The 16,534-nt window shown below is 68.6% G+C and carries 15 protein-coding genes; 12 read left to right on the forward strand and 3 right to left on the reverse strand.

From position 1 onward, the window contains the following. Positions 1–35 precede the first annotated feature (35 nt). A complete protein-coding gene (locus tag ACWGIC_RS25200) occupies positions 36–1,040 on the reverse strand; it encodes a stage II sporulation protein M (RefSeq protein WP_452078410.1) in 1,005 nt (334 codons plus the stop codon). 51 nt (positions 1,041–1,091) lie between these two features. Here ACWGIC_RS25200 and ACWGIC_RS25205 point away from each other — a divergent pair, with 51 nt between their 5' ends. From ACWGIC_RS25205 to ACWGIC_RS25260, 12 genes are all read left to right on the forward strand, one after another. Then, complete coding sequence (locus ACWGIC_RS25205) at positions 1,092–1,940, forward strand: RDD family protein (protein ID WP_452078411.1); 849 nt, start codon at positions 1,092–1,094, stop codon at positions 1,938–1,940. Positions 1,941–1,944: 4 nt separating this feature from the next. Continuing rightward, positions 1,945–3,099 carry a hypothetical protein gene (locus ACWGIC_RS25210; RefSeq protein WP_452078412.1) on the forward strand — a complete coding sequence of 385 codons (1,155 nt, stop codon included), beginning with the start codon at positions 1,945–1,947 and terminating at the stop codon, positions 3,097–3,099. After that, complete coding sequence (locus tag ACWGIC_RS25215) at positions 3,096–4,616, forward strand: DUF2207 family protein (RefSeq protein ID WP_452078413.1); 1,521 nt, start codon at positions 3,096–3,098, stop codon at positions 4,614–4,616. The genes ACWGIC_RS25210 and ACWGIC_RS25215 overlap by 4 nt, the downstream gene beginning before the upstream one ends. A 9-nt stretch (positions 4,617–4,625) precedes the next feature. Further along, a complete protein-coding gene (locus ACWGIC_RS25220; RefSeq protein WP_452078414.1) occupies positions 4,626–5,918 on the forward strand; it encodes a M16 family metallopeptidase in 1,293 nt (430 codons plus the stop codon). After that, complete coding sequence (locus ACWGIC_RS25225) at positions 5,915–7,306, forward strand: M16 family metallopeptidase (RefSeq protein WP_452078415.1); 1,392 nt, start codon at positions 5,915–5,917, stop codon at positions 7,304–7,306. Before ACWGIC_RS25220 ends, ACWGIC_RS25225 begins: the two co-directional genes overlap by 4 nt. Then, a complete protein-coding gene (gene nudC / locus ACWGIC_RS25230) occupies positions 7,306–8,313 on the forward strand; it encodes an NAD(+) diphosphatase (RefSeq protein ID WP_452078416.1) in 1,008 nt (335 codons plus the stop codon). The genes ACWGIC_RS25225 and nudC overlap by 1 nt, the downstream gene beginning before the upstream one ends. Before the next feature lie 459 nt (positions 8,314–8,772). Continuing rightward, positions 8,773–9,969 carry an ROK family transcriptional regulator gene (locus tag ACWGIC_RS25235; RefSeq protein ID WP_452078428.1) on the forward strand — a complete coding sequence of 399 codons (1,197 nt, stop codon included), beginning with the start codon at positions 8,773–8,775 and terminating at the stop codon, positions 9,967–9,969. 25 nt (positions 9,970–9,994) lie between these two features. Further along, on the forward strand, positions 9,995–11,371 hold the full coding sequence (locus ACWGIC_RS25240; protein WP_452078417.1) for an extracellular solute-binding protein: 1,377 nt from the start codon (positions 9,995–9,997) through the stop codon (positions 11,369–11,371). Next, positions 11,368–12,357: a carbohydrate ABC transporter permease gene (locus tag ACWGIC_RS25245; RefSeq protein WP_452078418.1), complete on the forward strand. Its 990-nt coding sequence runs from the start codon at positions 11,368–11,370 to the stop codon at positions 12,355–12,357. Before ACWGIC_RS25240 ends, ACWGIC_RS25245 begins: the two co-directional genes overlap by 4 nt. Beyond that, the gene (locus ACWGIC_RS25250) at positions 12,354–13,244 is read left to right on the forward strand and encodes a carbohydrate ABC transporter permease (protein ID WP_452078419.1); all 891 of its coding nucleotides are present in this window, start codon (positions 12,354–12,356) and stop codon (positions 13,242–13,244) included. Before ACWGIC_RS25245 ends, ACWGIC_RS25250 begins: the two co-directional genes overlap by 4 nt. Next, a complete protein-coding gene (locus ACWGIC_RS25255; RefSeq protein WP_452078420.1) occupies positions 13,241–14,506 on the forward strand; it encodes a 6-phospho-beta-glucosidase in 1,266 nt (421 codons plus the stop codon). The genes ACWGIC_RS25250 and ACWGIC_RS25255 overlap by 4 nt, the downstream gene beginning before the upstream one ends. Next, positions 14,503–15,483: an N-acetylglucosamine kinase gene (locus ACWGIC_RS25260; RefSeq protein ID WP_452078421.1), complete on the forward strand. Its 981-nt coding sequence runs from the start codon at positions 14,503–14,505 to the stop codon at positions 15,481–15,483. The genes ACWGIC_RS25255 and ACWGIC_RS25260 overlap by 4 nt, the downstream gene beginning before the upstream one ends. Positions 15,484–15,523: 40 nt before the next feature. On the opposite strand, the gene ACWGIC_RS25265 is transcribed toward ACWGIC_RS25260, so the two are convergent. Both ACWGIC_RS25265 and ACWGIC_RS25270 read right to left on the reverse strand, forming a co-directional pair. Then, a complete protein-coding gene (locus ACWGIC_RS25265; protein WP_452078422.1) occupies positions 15,524–16,033 on the reverse strand; it encodes an SRPBCC domain-containing protein in 510 nt (169 codons plus the stop codon). Then, positions 16,030–16,371 (reverse strand): ArsR/SmtB family transcription factor, encoded by a 342-nt coding sequence (locus ACWGIC_RS25270; RefSeq protein ID WP_452078423.1) that lies wholly within the window; start codon positions 16,369–16,371, stop codon positions 16,030–16,032. Before ACWGIC_RS25270 ends, ACWGIC_RS25265 begins: the two co-directional genes overlap by 4 nt. Positions 16,372–16,534 lie beyond the last annotated feature (163 nt).

The raw sequence follows: 16,534 nt of genomic DNA on the forward strand, positions 1-16,534 counted from the left end.
GAATTAGATTCCCTCAAGGAGCCCTTCACGGACTTCTACCCAGCTTCGGGAAGGGTGTCTCCGGCGGCTCGGCGGTCCACGTCACCCGTCTCCCCGGACAGCGCCGCCTGCCTCCCCAGCGTGAACACGTACGTCAGGAACAGCAGTTCCACCACCGCCCCGATCCCGATCCGCAGCCACGTCGGCCAGCCGGACGGCGTCACGAACGCCTCGATCACGCCCGACACCAGCAGCACGCACGCCAGTCCCAGCGCCATCACCACCACCGACCGGCCCTGCTCGGCCAGTGCCGCACTCCGCGACCGGCGGCCCGGGTCCACCACCGTCCACCCGAGCTTCAGCCCGGTCCCGGCCGCGATGAACACCGCCGTCAGTTCCAGCAGTCCGTGCGGCAGGAGCAGCCCCAGCAGCACGTCGCCGCGTCCGGCCGACGACATCAGGCCGATCGCTTCCCCGGCGTTCAGCGAGTTCAGCCACAGCGCGCCGATCACCGGCAGTCCGAGCGCGACGCCCAGGAACAGGCACGTCGCCGCCACCCAGGCGTTGTTCGTCCACACCTTCGCCGCGAATGAGCCCGCCGGGCCGTCCGAGTAGTACGTCTCGTATCGGCCGCCGGGTGCGGTCATCGCCTTCAATTCGTCCGGCGAGACCAGCGACGCGCGCACCTGCGGGTCACTAGCGATCCACACGCCCACCACCGCCATCACCGCGACCGACAGCAGCGCCGCCGGGATCCACCAGCGACGGCTCAGGTACACCGCGGCCGGGAAACGGCGGGTGAAGAAGAGCCCGACCTCGCGCCACGCCGGGCTGTGCGACCCGGCGACCGCCGAGCGGCCGCGGGCGACCAGCGCCGACAGCCTCGCCAGCAGGGCCGGGTCGGGTGCGGTCGAGCGGATCATGGACAGATGCGTCGCGGCGCGTTGATACAGCGTGACCAGCTCGTCCGCCTCCTGGCCGGTCAGCCTGCGCCGCCCGGCGAGTTCGCCGAGCCTGCTCCATTCGGCGCTGTGCGCCGCGACGAACACGTCGACGTCCACCGGCCACCTCCTCTTCCGCCAGGATAGAGGCAGGCGCTCTACGCTGGCGTCGTGCAGGAAGAGTCCGATCTCGTCACCGGTGAGGCCGTCGTCCTCGACCTGCGGGTGGCGAAGCTCGCCACCCGCGCGGTCGCGATGCTGCTCGACGTCCTCGTCCAGGCCGCGTTGCTGCTGCTGGTCCTCGTCGCGCTGCTGCTGACCGCGGGGTCGTTCGACTCGGCGCTCACCATCGCGCTGATGCTGACCATGTTCGTGCTGGTGGTGATCGGCTACCCGGTGCTGTTCGAAACGCTCAGCCGCGGCCGTTCGCTCGGCAAACTCGCGCTTGGCCTGCGCGTGGTGCGCCTCGACGGCGGCCCGATCAGCTTCCGGCACGCGCTGACCCGCGCGCTCGCCGGGTTCTTCGTCGACTTCTGGGCCCTCGGCTTCCTCGGCGCGGTGGCTGTCATCGTGTCGCTGACGTCGTCGAACGGCCGCCGCGTCGGCGACTACCTCGCGGGCACCCTGGTGATCCGCGAACGCGTGCCGCAGTCCGCGCAGGCGATTCTCGTGGTGCCGCCCGGGCTGGAAGCGTGGGCCGCGCACTTCGACCTCAGCGGCCTCACCGACGATCTCGCCATGGCCGCCCGCCAGTACCTCGGCCGCTACCACGACCTGCGTCCGGAAGCGGCCGCGTCGCTCGGCTTCGGCTTGGCGCAGCAGGTCTCGGCGACGATCGGGGTGCCGCTGCCGTACGGGATGCCGCCGTGGGTGTTCCTCACCGCGGTGCTGGCCGAACGCCGCAACCGCGACCACGCCCGGATCGCGCCGATGCAGTACGGCCCGCCCGCCTACGCGCCGCCGCCCGTTCCGCCTCCGGCGCCGCCGAAGTCCGACAACCCCTTCACCCCGCCGAGCTGAGGACATGCTCGCCGACGACGTCACCGTCACCACTGGCCAAGACGGTCAGCTCACGGTCATCGAGCGCATCGTCACCGACGCCCCTGCTGTCCACCGCATCGCCGAACGCGTACCCGTCACCGAAGCCGAGGATCGGCTCTACGCGGTCACTGACTTGCGGCTTTCCGGTGCCGCTACCGCCGACGGAACGACGATCACGGTCACTGGGCCAGCCACCGTAAAGTACACAGTGGACGGTGCGGTCGCCGCTGGCGGGCAGATGCGGTTTCAGCTCACTGGAGGCTGGGACCACGCGCTCGACCGGGGCACCGCCGCCTTCAGCGCGCCGGAGGTGTCCACAGCGGACTGTTACGCCGGTCAGCCGGGTTCCTCCCGGCAATGCACTTTCTCCGAACTGCGGAGCGGGGGAGCGCATGTCGAACAGAACGGTCTGCGCCAAGGGGAGCGAATTGACCTAGCTGTCCAAACCGGACCGTTGCCGGAGAACGCCCGGTTCGTCCCGGCTGGACCGTTGGCGGCCTTCGCGCCTGGATTCCCGACAGTCCTCAGTGGTCTGGCCTTGGTGCTTTACCTCCTCCTCGGTGCCAGCGTGCTGCGTCGCCGCACCGGTCCACCTGCTCCCGGCGTCCCGCCCGCGTACATCGCGTATGTCGCGCGAGGGGAACTCGACCTCACGGGAACCGTCCTCGACCTCGTCGCTCGCGGTCATCTGCACATCGCCGACGGCCAGGTCACTCACGGCGAAGCCGACGCGCTCACTCCATTCGAGGAAGCCGTCAAAGCGGCCTTCCCACCTGGTCCGCTTGCTGCCGCGCATCCGCATCACGCCGACTTGCGAGCCCTTCTCGACGCCGAAGCACGCCGCCAGGGCTGGCTGTCCGCGCGGCAATCCCACGTCCGCCGAGCCGGTCTGGTCCTGGCTGCCTTGGGCATCGTGGCCACCGTCGTCCTGGCCGTCACAGTCGGCGAGGCGCTGATCGGCGTCGCGCTCCTGATCGCCGGACTCGCCACCTTCGCCGCAGCCCCGATGATTCCGCCGCAAACCCGGAGCGGCCGAGCATTGGGCACTCCGGCCGAACGTGCCGAATCCCCGCTCGCGACCGAGATCGACGCGATCCAAGCCATGGCCGAACGCCGCTCGGTGGTGTCCGCGCAATGAAACTCGCCGCTCTGCTGGCAATCCCGTTTCTCTGCGCGACCCCCGCCGCGGCGCAAGACCAGCCCTCGCTGCCTGGGCTGCCGCAGAGCGTCGAGGTGGCGTTGAAGGTCCAGCGTGACGGCAGCCTGTCCGTCACCGAGGCAGTGTCGGTGCCGCGCGATACCTCGATGACCCGCACGATTCCGTTGCGCGCCAACGCTCGCGTACTCGGGATCCGCGACATCAGCATCGAAGGCGCGGGCAACGCCGAGTCCGGCAACGACCAGGTGACCTTCTATCTCCGCGGCGGCACGTCCGTCCTCCGGTACACAGTGGACGGTGCGGTCGGCACGAGCCTCGGTGTCGAGCACGTGACCTGGGACGTCGCGGGAGGCTGGGACACCCGCCTCGAACTGGTCCGCGCGACCTTCGCCGCGCCTGCCGTCCCCGACGCGCTCAGCTGCCTCGCCGGCCCGCCCGATTCGACCACCCGCTGCGGTGCCGCGCAGATCGACCACTCCGGCCTGACCCGCGTCTCGGTGCCGAAGCTCCAGCCTGGCTCGCGCGTCCAGTTGACCGCCGAACTCCCCGGCGGCACAGTCGCCGCGACAGAGCGTCTCGTCCCCAGCGGCCCCTTCGCCGCGAGTGCGCCAGTGTGGTGGGCGTGGCTGGCCTTCGCCGTACTGTCGATCGCCGGTGCCGTCAACGTGTTCGTACGTCGCCGCCGCGACCGACAGCCAGGCCGCGCCACTCCCGTACAGCTCCTCGACAACGGGCGCTTCTCTTCGCCGGACGGTGTGCTCCCTGGACACGTAGGACTGCTTCTCGCCGGACGTGTCAGCTCCATCGACCTGGCCGCGACAGTGCTCGACCTATGCGTGCGTAACTATCTATGGGTCAGCGAAGACGGCCCGAGCAATTGGGTGCTCGTACGCCGCAACCCACCCGACGAACACCTGACTGCCTTCGAGCGCGCGGTGTACGAAGCCGCCGTACCGGGCGAAGCCGCGACGCTCGCCGAAGTCCGCGAAGCAGGCGTACGTGAGCTAGTGGCCGACACTGTCCGTCGCGGTTGGCGTGTCCCGAAGCGGTGGTCGAAGATCGGTCCTCGGCTATGTGGGTACGGCGTCTTCCTCACTGTCCTGTTGGCATTCACTGTCGGTTACGCGCAACTCGGGTTGGTGCTTCTCGCCACCGGCATCGCGGTGACGGCAGCTGCTCGGCTTCTGCCGGAGCGGACGAAGGCAGGTCTCGACCTACGCGACCGCCTTCTCGGCCTCAACGCACAGCTGCTCACGATGGAAGCGCCGAACGACGAACTGCTCGTCTCCCGTGCGCTCCCGTACGCGTACGCGCTGGGCGAAGCGGACGCTTGGCTAGTTAACGCTTGTTCGCTGTCGGCGTACTGGTACGGCACACCCGCCGAGGACGCTGTGCCATTAGCGCGGACCAGCGGATTCACAGTCGCACTGACCGTCGCGTTCGAGGGCGCGAGGCACCTCCGACCGGACGAGCCGAAGACGCCCGCGCCTGCGTAGGGTGGAGGCATGGCCGATCCCGAGCTCTTCCGTTTCACGATCGACAACGGTCTGCGCGTGGTGCTCGCTCCTGACCCGACCGCGCCGGTGGTCGGGGTCAGCGTGCACTACGACGTAGGCTTCCGTTCCGAGCCGGAGGGGTTGACCGGTTTCGCGCACCTCTTCGAGCACCTGATGTTCCAGGGCAGCGAAAGCCTGGAGAAACTGGCGCACTTCCGGCACGTGCAGTCCAGCGGCGGCACCTTCAACGGCTCCACGCACCCGGACTACACCGACTACTACGAGGTGCTGCCCTCGGCCGCGCTGGAACGCGCGCTGTTCCTCGAAGCCGACCGGATGCGCGCGCCGAAGCTGACCGCGGAGAACCTGGCGAACCAGATCGAGGTCGTCAAGGAGGAAATCCGGCTGAACGTGCGCAACCGGCCGTACGGCGGATTCCCCTGGATCCTGTTGCCGCCGGTGCTTTACTCCACCTTCGCCAACGCGCACGACGGCTACGGCGCCTTCGAAGACCTCGAGGGCGCGACGCTGGACGACTGTGCCGCCTTCTTCGACACCTTCTACTCGCCGGCCAACGCGGTGCTGACCGTCGCCGGCGATTTCGAGGTGGAGAACGCGAAGGCGCTCGTCCAGAAGCACTTCGGCGACGTCCCGCACCGGCCGGCTCCGGTCCGTCCGTCGTTCGCCGAGCCGCTGCCCACCACCCAGCTGACGGGCGAGCACACCGACGCGCACGCGCCGCTGCCCGCGCTGGCCGTCGGCTACCGGATGCCGGACCCGATCAACGACCTCGACGGCTACCTCGCGTACCTGGTGCTGGCCGGCGTGCTCACCGACGGTGACGGTTCGCGGTTGCAGCAGCGGCTGGTGCACGTCGAACCGCTGGTGGTCGACATCGGCGCCGGAGCCGGGCTGTTCGGCCCGTTCGAGGCGCGCGACCCGGACACGTTCACCATCACCGCGATCCACCCGCCGGAGGTGCCGCGCGAGCGCGTGCTCGCCGCCCTGGACGAGGAGCTGGAGAAGCTCGCGTCCACCCCGCCGGACGAGCAGGAACTGAAGAAGGTCACCGCGCGCTGGGCGGCCAGCCTGCACGCGGAGCACGACCGGCTCGTGTCGCGCACGCTCGCGCTCGGCGCGTTCGAACTGCTTTACGGCGACGCGTCGCTGGTCTACCAGCTCGCCGACCGCCTGTCCGCGGTCTCCGGCGAGGCGGTGTCCGCTGCGGCGAAGGCGCTGCGCCCGGACGCGCGCGCCGTGCTCGTCGTGAAGCCCGCAAGCACCGAAGGGACGGAACAGTGACCTCGGCTGAACAGGTCAAAGCCGCACACCGCAGCGCCGAGGAGATCGGCCGCACCGCCACCGGACCGCGTCCGCTGCCCGCGCTCGGGCACCAGCGCGCCGCCGGCGATCTGTCCCATGTGGACACCACGCTCTCCAACGGGCTGCGCGTGCTCGCGGTGCGCAAGGCGAGCGTCCCGATGGTCGAACTGCGGCTGTGGATCCCCTTCGCGGGGGAGGACCGGATGCACGCGGCCACCGCGGAGGTGCTCGCGGAAACCGTGCTCACCGGCACGGCGCGGCGCGACCGGGTGGAAATCGACGCCGAGGTCGCGCTCATCGGCGGCGACCTCAACGCGGGCGTGGACCCGGAGCGGCTGTACTTCGGCGGCACCGCGCTGTCCGACGGCCTGCCGACGCTGCTGGACGTGCTCGGCGACGTGCTCACCGGTGCCACGTACGGCGACGCGGAGGTCGCGCGCGAGCGGGAGCGGCTGATCGAGCGCATCGCGGTGTCGCGCACGCAGCCGCGCACCATCGCGCGCGAAGCACTGCAGAAGCACCGGTACGGCGACCACCCGGCGACCCGCGAGGTCCCGCAGGCCTCCGATGTTGCTGCTGTCGCTCCGGATCAGGTGCGCGCGCTGCACAACGCTTCGGTGCTGCCGCGCGGTGCCGTGCTGGTGTTGGTCGGAGACCTTGACCCGCAAGCGGTTCCGGCCGAACTGGAGCGCGCGCTGGGCGGCTGGAAGTCGGACCGTTCGGCTGTGGTGCTGCCGCCGCTGCCCGAGCTGACCGGCGGCAACGTCCTGCTGGTGCCGCGCGCCGGCGCGGTGCAGTCGCAGATCCGGTTGTCCGCGCAGACGGTGCCGCGCGTCGACCCGCGCTACCCGGCGCTTCAGCTGGCGAACCTGGCGTTCGGCGGGTATTTCTCCTCGCGGCTGGTGGAAAACATCCGCGAGGACAAGGGATACACCTACGGCGCGCACTCGGGCTTCGAGTTCACCGGCAAAACCGCAGTGGTCAATGTGGACGCGGACACCGCCAACGAGGTCACCGCGGCGGCGTACCTGGAAACCCGCTACGAGCTGTTCCGGCTCGGCACCGTGCCGCCGACTGCCGAAGAGGTCGAATCGGTGCGGCAGTACGCGATGGGCTCGCTGGTCACCGGCACGTCCTCGCAGGGCGGGCTCGCCGGGCAGCTGATGGCGCTGGCGTCGAACGGCCTCGGCATCGAGTGGCTGCAGAGCCACCCGGAGCGGCTCGCGGCGGTCACTGCGGACCAGATCGCCGAGGCGGCGGCGGAGTTCTTCGCGCCGGGCCGGTTCACCGGCGTCGTGGTCGGCGACGCGGAACTCCTCGCGCCGAAGCTGGCCGCGCTCGGCGTTTCCACCAGCGAGAAGGACTGATGAGCGTTCCGTTCGAACTAGGGGCCCTGCCGACACTGTCTCGTTCCACAGTGGACCGTCAGGAAACCTTGCGCACCAACCCGGAGCGGCTCGCCGCCAAATGGTCGGAAGCCCGCGTGGTGCTGCTCGACGACACCGGCCGCACGCCGGTCGTCGAGGGCAGCTCCGCGCTGGCCACCCGCAAGGCGATGGACTTCGGCACCGAACCGCCCGCCGACGCGGTGTTCCTCGGCGAGTGGGAGGACGTCGACTACTGGTCGCTGCCCGGCCGTCTCGAAGGCGACGCGGACACCGTGCGGCTGGCGGGCAGCTGGGGCGTGATCGAAGAGGTGCCGCGCGCCAACGGCGAACTCTGGGTCGAGCTGCGCGGCTACGGCGAGCAGCTCGACGACACGTCGGCCGGGCTGTTCACCACCGCGCAGGCGCTGCGGAACTGGCGTCGGCAGTCGCGGTTCTGCACCCGCGACGGCTCGCCGACGCAGCTGACCCAGTTCGGCTGGGCCAGCCGCTGCGAAGCCAAGGGACACGAGGAATACCCGCGCACCGACCCGGCGGTGATCTGCCTGGTGCACGACCTCGACGGGGTCAACGGTTCGCACGTGCTGCTCGCCCGGCAGCCGATCTGGCCGCCGGACCGGTACTCGGTGCTCGCCGGATTCGTGGAGGCGGGGGAGTCCCTGGAGGGCTGCGTCGTCCGCGAAATCCGCGAGGAGGCCGGGATCGAGGTGGGGGACGTGCGGTATCTCGGCAGCCAGCCGTGGCCGTTCCCGCGCTCGATCATGCTGGGCTTCACCGCGCGTGCGGACCGCGACGCGCCGCTGGTCCCGGCTGAGGGCGAGATCGAGGAAGCGCTGTGGGTGTCCCGAGAGGACGTCCGGACCGCGTTCCGCAACGCCGGGACCGGGGTGCCGACGCCGATCGCCGGTGGCGCGTCGAACCTGCTGCTGCCGGGGAACTCGTCGATCGCCCGCGTGATGCTCAAGGCTTGGGCAGACGCCGAAGAGTGACGGACAGTGTCCGCGCCTGAGCCCGGTTCTGTCCGTGAAGGGCCCCTTGAGGGAATCAGATTCCCTCAAGGGGCCCTTCACGGCTTTCTGGGGTCGGACCGTGAAGCTGCGTGCTGGCTTGGGCGGCGCTTGGTGCCGCGTTAGGTTCCTGGCAGCTCAAGGGTGCTTCCCGGGCCGAGCGGTTTCAGCGCGTAGCTGGCTTCCGCCGCGCCTCCCTTCGTGATCCCGGAATTCCCGGACCACCCCGGCCGCTGGTCTGCCGCCCTGCACGGTCCGCGCCCGCCCGGTCACCCTGTGCCGGTCGCCGTCATCCCGCGGTATCAAGCCGTTACCCCGCTGTTTCCCGAGCCCATTGACGCCGTGTGGCCGCGCTCACTACAGTCCCGGAAAACCGTCTGTAAAGTTTCCTAATAAAGGAGCAGCCAGGTGCGAGCCGGCAGTCCGCGAACGTTGCGCGAGATGAACGACCGCGCCGCGATCGAGGCGTTGCTGCGGAACGGACCGCTCACCCGGGCCGAACTCGAGGCCGCCATCGGGCTGTCGAAACCCGCCACCGCGCAGCTGCTCACCCGGCTTGAGCAGGAAAATCTCGTCGGCAAGGCGGGGGAGCGCGCCGGCGGCGGACGCGGACCGCGCGCTCAGCTGTGGGCGGTCAACGGCGGTCTCGCGCACGTCGCGGCCGTCGATCTCACCCCGCGGGTCGCGGACTTCGTGGTCGCCGACGTCGCCGGGGCGGTCCTCGCCGAGTACCGCGTGCAGCTCCCGGTGGCCGAGGACGCGGACGTCGTCGGTTCGTTCGGCCAGGCGCTGCGCCGGGTCACCAAGGCCGCTGGCATGCAGCTCGACGATCTGGCCAATGTGGTCATCGGCGCGCAGGGCGCGTTCGACCCGCGCACCGGGTTGCTGTCCTCGGCCCCGCACATCCCGGGCTGGCTCGGGTTCAACGTTCCGGCGCGGCTGAGCGACGAACTCGGCGTGACGGTCAAGATCGAGAACGACGTAAACCTTGTCGCGGTTGAGGAAATGACCGTCGGCAACGCGCAGGACGTGGACGATTTCGTCCTGGTCTGGCTGTCCGAGGGCGTCGGCGGCGCGGTCGTCATCGGACGGCGGCTGCTGCGCGGCGCGACCGGTGGCGGCGGCGAGATCGACTGGATGCGCGTGCCCGATCCGGCCACTGTGGACACTGGCGACAGCTGGCCGTCCGCCGGCGCCCGGTACGGCAACCTGGTCGACTCGTCGGCGATCGTCCGGCTCGCGAAGGCGCACGGCATCACCGCGGACAGCGGCTGGGACGCCGTCACGCAGGCTCGACACGTGGCGCACCAAGGGTTTCTGGACGATCTCGCCCGTCGCGTCGCGAGCGGGGTCGCCAGCCTCGTCGCGGTCGCCGACCCGCAGCTCATCCTGCTGTGCGGCGAGACCAGCCGCGCCGGCGGCGACGAGTTCGCGGCGATCGTCGCGGAAAAGCTGCACGAACTGGTCCTGCCGCGCACGCCCGTCGGCGTCGCTTCGGTGCAGGGCAACGCGGTGCGCGCCGGTGCTCTGCAGTCCGCGCTCGCCACCGCCCGTGAGGACGTCTTCGGCGTCGTCACCCCCACGCTCCTCGGGCCGCGCCGGTCCGCCGGAGAGCAAGCCCCGTCCCCGACCGAGTAGACCCACCCGATGGACAGGAGGGTTCATGTCCGCTCCCACCCGCATCCGGAGGCTCGCGCGAAAGCGCGGATCTCTGCTGCTCAGCGCCGTAGCGGCGAGCACGCTGCTGGCGACCGCCGCGTGCGGTGCCGCCGCGCCCGCAGGCGGCGGTGACGCCGCGGCCCCGCCGAACAAGGACGACAAGCTCACCATCACCGTCTACAGCAAATTCACCGACCGCGAGTACGGCGTGGTCACGAAGGCGCTCGACAAGCTCAAGGCGAAGTTCCCCAACATCACCATCAAGCACGAGGGGAACCAGGACGACGACAAGCTCACCCAGTCGATCCGCGGCGGCAACCCGCCGGACGTGGCGATCTCGTTCTACACCGACAACCTCGGCGCCTGGTGCTCCACCGGCAGCTTCCAGGACCTGAAGCCCTACATCGAGCGCGACAAGATCGATCTCGAGCAGATTCCGCAGGCGGTCCGCGACTACACGTCGTACCAGGGCAAGCGGTGCGCGATGCCGATGCTCGCCGACGTGTACGGGTTCTTCTACAACAAGGCGCAGTTCGCCGCCAAGGGCATCGCCGGTCCGCCGAAGAACACCACGGAACTGTTCGAGGACGTCCAGAAGCTCACCGAGTTCAACCCGGACGGCTCGATCAAGACCGCGGGCTTCCTGCCGTCGATGCCGTTCTACGCCAACCAGGCGCAGTACTGGGCACCGAACTTCGGGGCGAAGTTCATGGGCCCGGACGGGAAATCGTCGCTCGCTTCCAGCCCCGGCTGGAAGGAGATGTTCGAATTCCAGAAGAAGCTCATCGACTTCTACGGCGGGCACGAGAAGGTCGAGAAGTTCAAGGCCGGCCTCGGTGACGAGTACTCGAAGGACAACGGGTTCCAGACCGGCAAACTGTCGATGATCTACGACGGCGAGTTCCGCACCGCGTTCATCAAGGACCAGGTGCCCTCGCTCGACTACGGCACCGCTCCCGCTCCGGTGCTCGACAGCCTGGCGAGCCAGTACGGCGGCGGGTTCGGCACCGGCACGATCATCGCGATCCCGAAGGGCGCGAAGAACCCCGGCGCGGCGTGGGAGCTGATCAAGCAGGCCTCGCTCGACACCGACACCCTCGTCGAGATGGCCAACGGCCTGAACAACGTGCCCAGCACCAAGGATTCGCTGAACTCGCCGAATCTGAAGATGCCGCCGCAGTTCAAGACCTTCACCGACATCTACAACAGCGGCAAGCTGGTCGCCAACCCGACCACGCCGATCGGCGACGCGTTCCTCAAGGCGGTCAACGACTTCGCCGAGAAGTGGCAGGCCGGGTCGGTGCCTGATCTGGCGGCGGGCCTGAAGAAGGTCGACGCGCAGATCAACGACGAGCTGGCGCAGAAGGGCGCCGGCGGATGACCACGCTGACCGCAGCGGAAACCGGAACCTCCTCCGCGCCGAATCAGGCGCGGAGGGGGTCTCCCCGGGCCAAGCGCAGGCGCACGGTGTTCTGGTTCATGGCACCGGCCACCCTCGGGTTCCTCATCTTCTTCGCCTACCCGCTCGGCGCGACGCTGTTCTACTCGTTCACGCGCTACGACCTGATCAACCCTCCACAGTGGATCGGGTTCGACAACTACGTGCGCATGTTCACCAGCGAGCCGCTGGTGAAAACCGCCGCGTACAACACGTTGTGGCTGGTGATCATCCTGACCGTCTGCCGGGTGCTGTTCTCGCTCGGCGTGGCGTCGGTGATTTCGCGGCTGAAGTCGGGCATCGGCCTCGTCCGCACGCTCTGCTACCTGCCTGCGCTCGCCCCGCCCGCGGCGGCGACGCTCGCGTTCGTCTTCGTGTTCAATCCGGAATTCGGTCCGGTGAACAGGTTCCTGCGGCTCGTGGGCATCGACGGCGGGTTGTGGTTCAACAGCCCGGAAATGTCGAAGCCCGCGCTGACCCTGCTCGCACTGTGGGGTTCGGGCGAGCTGATGATCATCATTCTCGCCGCGTTGCTGGACGTTCCGGCCGAGCAGTACGAGGCCGCGGAACTCGACGGGGCCGGCCCGGTGCGCCGGTTCTGGCACGTGACGCTGCCGTCGATCTCGCCGGTGCTGCTGTTCGGCGTGGTCAACTCGATGATCTACGCACTGCAGTTCTTCACCCAGGCGATTGTCGCCGCGTCCGCTTCCGCGGGCACGGCGGACGTCGCGGGTAACTCGAAACTGATTGGTGCGCCGGAGAACTCGACGCTGACGTATCCGATCTGGTTGTACGTACAGGGTTTCCGATACTTCAACATGGGCTACGCGGCCGCGATGGCGGTGCTGCTGTTCCTGGTATCCGCTGGTTTCACGTGGCTTTTGGTGCGGCAGATGCGTAAGAGCCAACATCAGGAGGAGGGCGCATGACCACGATTTCGGCCCCGGCGCCCCCGGCTCCTCCGGTGCATCCGCGAGAGAAGTTCAAGCGGCGCTGGGACAAGAACCTGTCCTTTGTGGCCACGCACGCGGTCGGCATCGCGCTCGGCGTGATCTTCATGCTGCCGTTGCTGTTCGTCTTCCTCACCTCGGTGATGAAGAGCGATCAGGCGATGACGTCGAGCCTGTGGCCGACCGAATGGCATTTCGAGAACTTCATCGAGGTGTTCAAGAAGGCTCCGCTGCTGGAGTACTTCGGCAACAGCCTGCTGTACTCGGCGCTGGCGACGGCCGGGGCGCTGCTCTCGGCGATCCCGGCGGCGTACGGGCTGGCGAAACTGCGGTGGCGCGGGCAAAACCTGTGCTTCATGCTTGTCGTCGTCGCGATGATGCTGCCGCCGCAGGTCACCGTCGTTCCGCTGTACGACCTGTGGGTGCGGCTCGGGTTCACCGGCACCCTGGTGCCGCTCATCGTGCCGTACTTCTTCTTCGACGCCTTCTCGATCTTCCTGCTGCGGCAGTTCTTCCTCACCATTCCGAAGGACTACCTCGAAGCGGCGAAGATCGACGGCTGCAACGAGTTCCGGGTGCTCACGCGGGTGCTGATCCCGATGGCGAAGCCGGGGATCGCGGCCACCGCGATGTTCTGCTTCCTGTTCACCTGGAACGACTATTTCGGACCGCTGCTCTACACCGGCGAGAACAAAGACAACTGGCCGCTTTCACTGGCGATCGCGTCCTTCCGAGGCATGCACCACGTCCAATGGAACCTCACGATGGCCGCGACCGCGCTGATCATGCTGCCGGTGATCGTGCTGTTCGTGTTCGCGCAGAAGTCGTTCGTCAAGGGCATCACGTTCACGGGAGTCAAGGGATGAAACTGGCAGTGGTCGGCGGTGGGTCCACCTACACGCCGGAGCTGATCGACGGCATCGCCGGGCGGCGCGCGTCGCTCGACGTCGATGAGATCGTGCTGATCGACCCGGACGCCTACCGGGTCGACGCGGTCGGCGGGTTCAGCCAGCGGCTGCTGGACCACGCGGGACATCCGGCCCGCGTGCGCACCACGGCGAATCTGGAGGAGGGCGTCGACGGCGCGTCGGCGGTCCTCATCCAGTTGCGCGTCGGCGGCCAGAAGGCGCGCGCCTCGGACGAGACGTTCCCGCACCTGTGCGGTTGTGTCGGCCAGGAAACCACCGGCGCGGGCGGTCTGGCGAAGGCGCTGCGCACGGTGCCGGTGGTGCTCGACATCGCCGAACGCGTTCGCAAGGTCGCCGGGGACGACACCTGGATCGTCAACTTCACCAACCCGGTCGGCATCGTCACCCGCGCGCTGCTGCAGGAGGGCCACCGCGCGGTCGGCCTGTGCAACGTCGCGATCAACCTGCAGCGCAAGTTCGCGAAGCTGCTCGGGGCTTCGACCGGCGACGTGAAACTGGTCCACACTGGACTGAATCACCTGAGCTGGGAGCGCGGCGTCCTGGTCGACGGGGTCGACCGGCTGCCGGAACTCCTTGCCCAGCACGCGGAATTCCTCGGCGAAGAGGTCAGTGTTCCGGTCGAGTGGATGCGGCGGATGCGGGCTGTGCCGTCGTACTACCTCAAGTACTACTACTCGCACGACGCGCAGGTCGCCAAGCAGCAGACCGAGCGTCCGCGCGCCGAGGTGGTCAGCGACGTCGAGGAAGAACTGCTCAAGATCTACCTCGACCCGGAGCAGGTCACGAAGCCGGAGTCGCTGGAGAAGCGCGGCGGCGCGTACTACTCGGAGGCGGCGGTGCAGCTCGTGCACGCGCTCACTTCCGGCGGTGCCGCCGAGGAACACGTGGTGAACGTCCGCAACAACGGCACGTTCGACTTCCTGCCGGACGACGCGGTCATCGAAGTTTCGTCCACTGTGGATTCCGCGGGCGCGACCCCGATTCCGCAGTCTCCGGTCGACCCGCGGTTCGCCGGGCTGATCGCCGGGGTCACCGCGTACGAGCACCTGGCACTGGACGCCGCGATCAAGGGCGGCCGGGACCGGGTCGCGGACGCGTTGCTCGCGCATCCGCTGGTCGGCCAGTACGCCAAGGCCGACCCGCTCGCCGACGAACTCGTCGCACGCAACCGGGATTTCCTGCACTGGGCGCGGGCATGAGCGACGCCGTCGTCGCGATCGACGGGGGGAACAGCAAGACCGAGGTGCTGGTGGTTTCGCGGGACGGCGTCGTGCTCGGCGCCTCCCGCGGCCCCGGCGTTTCTCCCCAGCGCGTCGGAGTCGGCGGATGTGTTGCCGCACTGGAAGAATTCGTTCAGGAAGCCCTCCGCTCCGGTGGCCTGCCGACTGAACCGCCGTTCGCCGTGCACACTTCGGCCTACCTGGCCGGTCTCGACTTCCCCCGGGAAGAAGAGGCGCTGCACAAGGCGTTGTCGGCACGCGGCTGGAGTTCCACTTTGGACGTCGGCAACGACGTGCTCGCTCTCTTGCGAGCCGGAAGTTCCGACGGCACCGGGGTAGCGGTGGTGTGCGGCGCGGGAATCAACGGCGCTGGCTTCGCCCCGGACGGCCGGTCGTACCGCTTTCCCGCGCTGGGCAAGGTGTCCGGCGACTGGGGCGGCGGTTACCGGCTGGGCGAGGAAGCCCTGTGGTGGGCCGTCCGAGCGGAAGACGGTCGTGGTCCGCGGACCGCGCTGGAATCGGCGGTCGCGGAGTACTACGGTGCCTCGACGCTGCTGGATGTGGTGCAGGGCCTGCATTTCGAGGAAATCGACGCCGCCTCGATCCATGGTCTGTGCCCGCTGTTGTTCGAGGTGGCCGCGGCCGGTGACGAGGTCGCACAGGACGTCGTGACGCGGTTCGCGGAGGAAGTCAGCCTGTTGGTGGCCGCGATCATGCGCCGCCTGGACCTCACGGCGTCGGCTCCCGAGGTCATCCTCGGCGGCGGCGTGCTGACCGGGGTCGGTGCGTCGGTGATCGCGGACATCGAACGGCGGTGCTTGAAAGTGGCACCGCGGGCACAGGTGCGCGTGGTGGAGGTGAACCCGGTTGTCGGCGCCGCACTGTTCGGTTTGGACAAAATCGGGGCTTCCGACTCCGCGAAGGCGGCATTGAAGGCCGCGACTCAACGCGCGTGAGAGGTGGGGTGTCTGCCCGAAAACAGCCACCCCCCTCGCGTCAGGCGGTGAGGTTCTTGCCGGTCTCCAGAACGGACTTCAAGTCCGACAGGACCCACGCCCAGCCGCCGCCCGCGTTCTCGCCCGGTCCGGCGTTGACATCCTCGTGCTGGCCGGACACGAGGGCCGCGTGGTTGGGCGCGCCGGTCACGTCGTGGGTGACGGTGAGCCGGGTGCCCGCAGTCTGCGTTTGTTCGATGTCGTAAGTGACCGTGGTGTACGGCTCGGCGACAAGACTCGGGTCCATCTGCAGTTTCCACGTGATCACCAGCTTGCGCGGCGGATCGACCTCGAGCACTTCGCCGTCGAGGAGATCGCTGGTGAATCCGGAGTCGATGAACTCCTGGGTCGGCTTGGTGCGGTGCTTGCCGCCGCGCTTGAGGTCGAATTCGGCCAGACCGGTGTAGCCGTACTTCGCCGTCCATTCCGGCTTGGTGATGGCGTCCCACACCGCCTGCGGGGTGGCCTTGATGTAGACGCGGTTGACCTGAACGGTCGTGGTGTCGCTCATTTTCCGGGCTCCTTGAAGGATTCTTCGGCTTCGAGCTGGGCTTTGAGGTCCAGCAAGGCCGAGGTGTGGTGTGCGGTGTACTTGTCGATCCAGCGGTCGTGGATCTGGCGGATCGGGACCGGGTTCAGGAAATGCCGCTTCTCCCGGCCTTCCTTGCGCGAGACGACCAGCTCGGCCTCCTCGAGCAGCTTGAGGTGCTTCATCACCCCGAACCGGCTCATGTCCACTTCGGACTCCAGCTCGGTGAGCGTGCGGCCGTCCCGCGCGTAGAGCAGGTCGAGCAGGAACCGGCGGGTCGGATCCGCCAGAGCCTTGAAAATCAGGTCCTCGTCGGGCACGCACCGAGAATAGGTGACCAAAAGGTCACATGTCAACCAAGAGAACGGCCGCCGGGGGTGTCCCCCAGGGGAAGCCCGCGGCCGGGCACGGGGGGGGGCGGGGAGTGGAGCCCAAGCGAGGCTGCAAACGCTAGCCAACCCACCGCTAACACACACCAAAAAC

This window comes from Amycolatopsis sp. NPDC054798 (genome assembly GCF_053611505.1).

Excerpts from the sequence above, each read along its gene's own strand:
- ACWGIC_RS25210 (WP_452078412.1), top strand. The coding sequence starts at position 1,945 with ATGCTCGCCGACGACGTCACCGTCACCACTGGCCAAGACGGTCAGCTC.
- ACWGIC_RS25215 (WP_452078413.1), top strand. The coding sequence starts at position 3,096 with ATGAAACTCGCCGCTCTGCTGGCAATCCCGTTTCTCTGCGCGACCCCC.
- ACWGIC_RS25220 (WP_452078414.1), top strand. The coding sequence starts at position 4,626 with ATGGCCGATCCCGAGCTCTTCCGTTTCACGATCGACAACGGTCTGCGC.
- nudC (WP_452078416.1), top strand. The coding sequence starts at position 7,306 with ATGAGCGTTCCGTTCGAACTAGGGGCCCTGCCGACACTGTCTCGTTCC.
- ACWGIC_RS25235 (WP_452078428.1), top strand. The coding sequence starts at position 8,773 with ATGAACGACCGCGCCGCGATCGAGGCGTTGCTGCGGAACGGACCGCTC.
- ACWGIC_RS25240 (WP_452078417.1), top strand. The coding sequence starts at position 9,995 with ATGTCCGCTCCCACCCGCATCCGGAGGCTCGCGCGAAAGCGCGGATCT.
- ACWGIC_RS25245 (WP_452078418.1), top strand. The coding sequence starts at position 11,368 with ATGACCACGCTGACCGCAGCGGAAACCGGAACCTCCTCCGCGCCGAAT.
- ACWGIC_RS25250 (WP_452078419.1), top strand. The coding sequence starts at position 12,354 with ATGACCACGATTTCGGCCCCGGCGCCCCCGGCTCCTCCGGTGCATCCG.
- ACWGIC_RS25255 (WP_452078420.1), top strand. The coding sequence starts at position 13,241 with ATGAAACTGGCAGTGGTCGGCGGTGGGTCCACCTACACGCCGGAGCTG.
- ACWGIC_RS25260 (WP_452078421.1), top strand. The coding sequence starts at position 14,503 with ATGAGCGACGCCGTCGTCGCGATCGACGGGGGGAACAGCAAGACCGAG.
- ACWGIC_RS25265 (WP_452078422.1), bottom strand. The coding sequence starts at position 16,033 with ATGAGCGACACCACGACCGTTCAGGTCAACCGCGTCTACATCAAGGCC.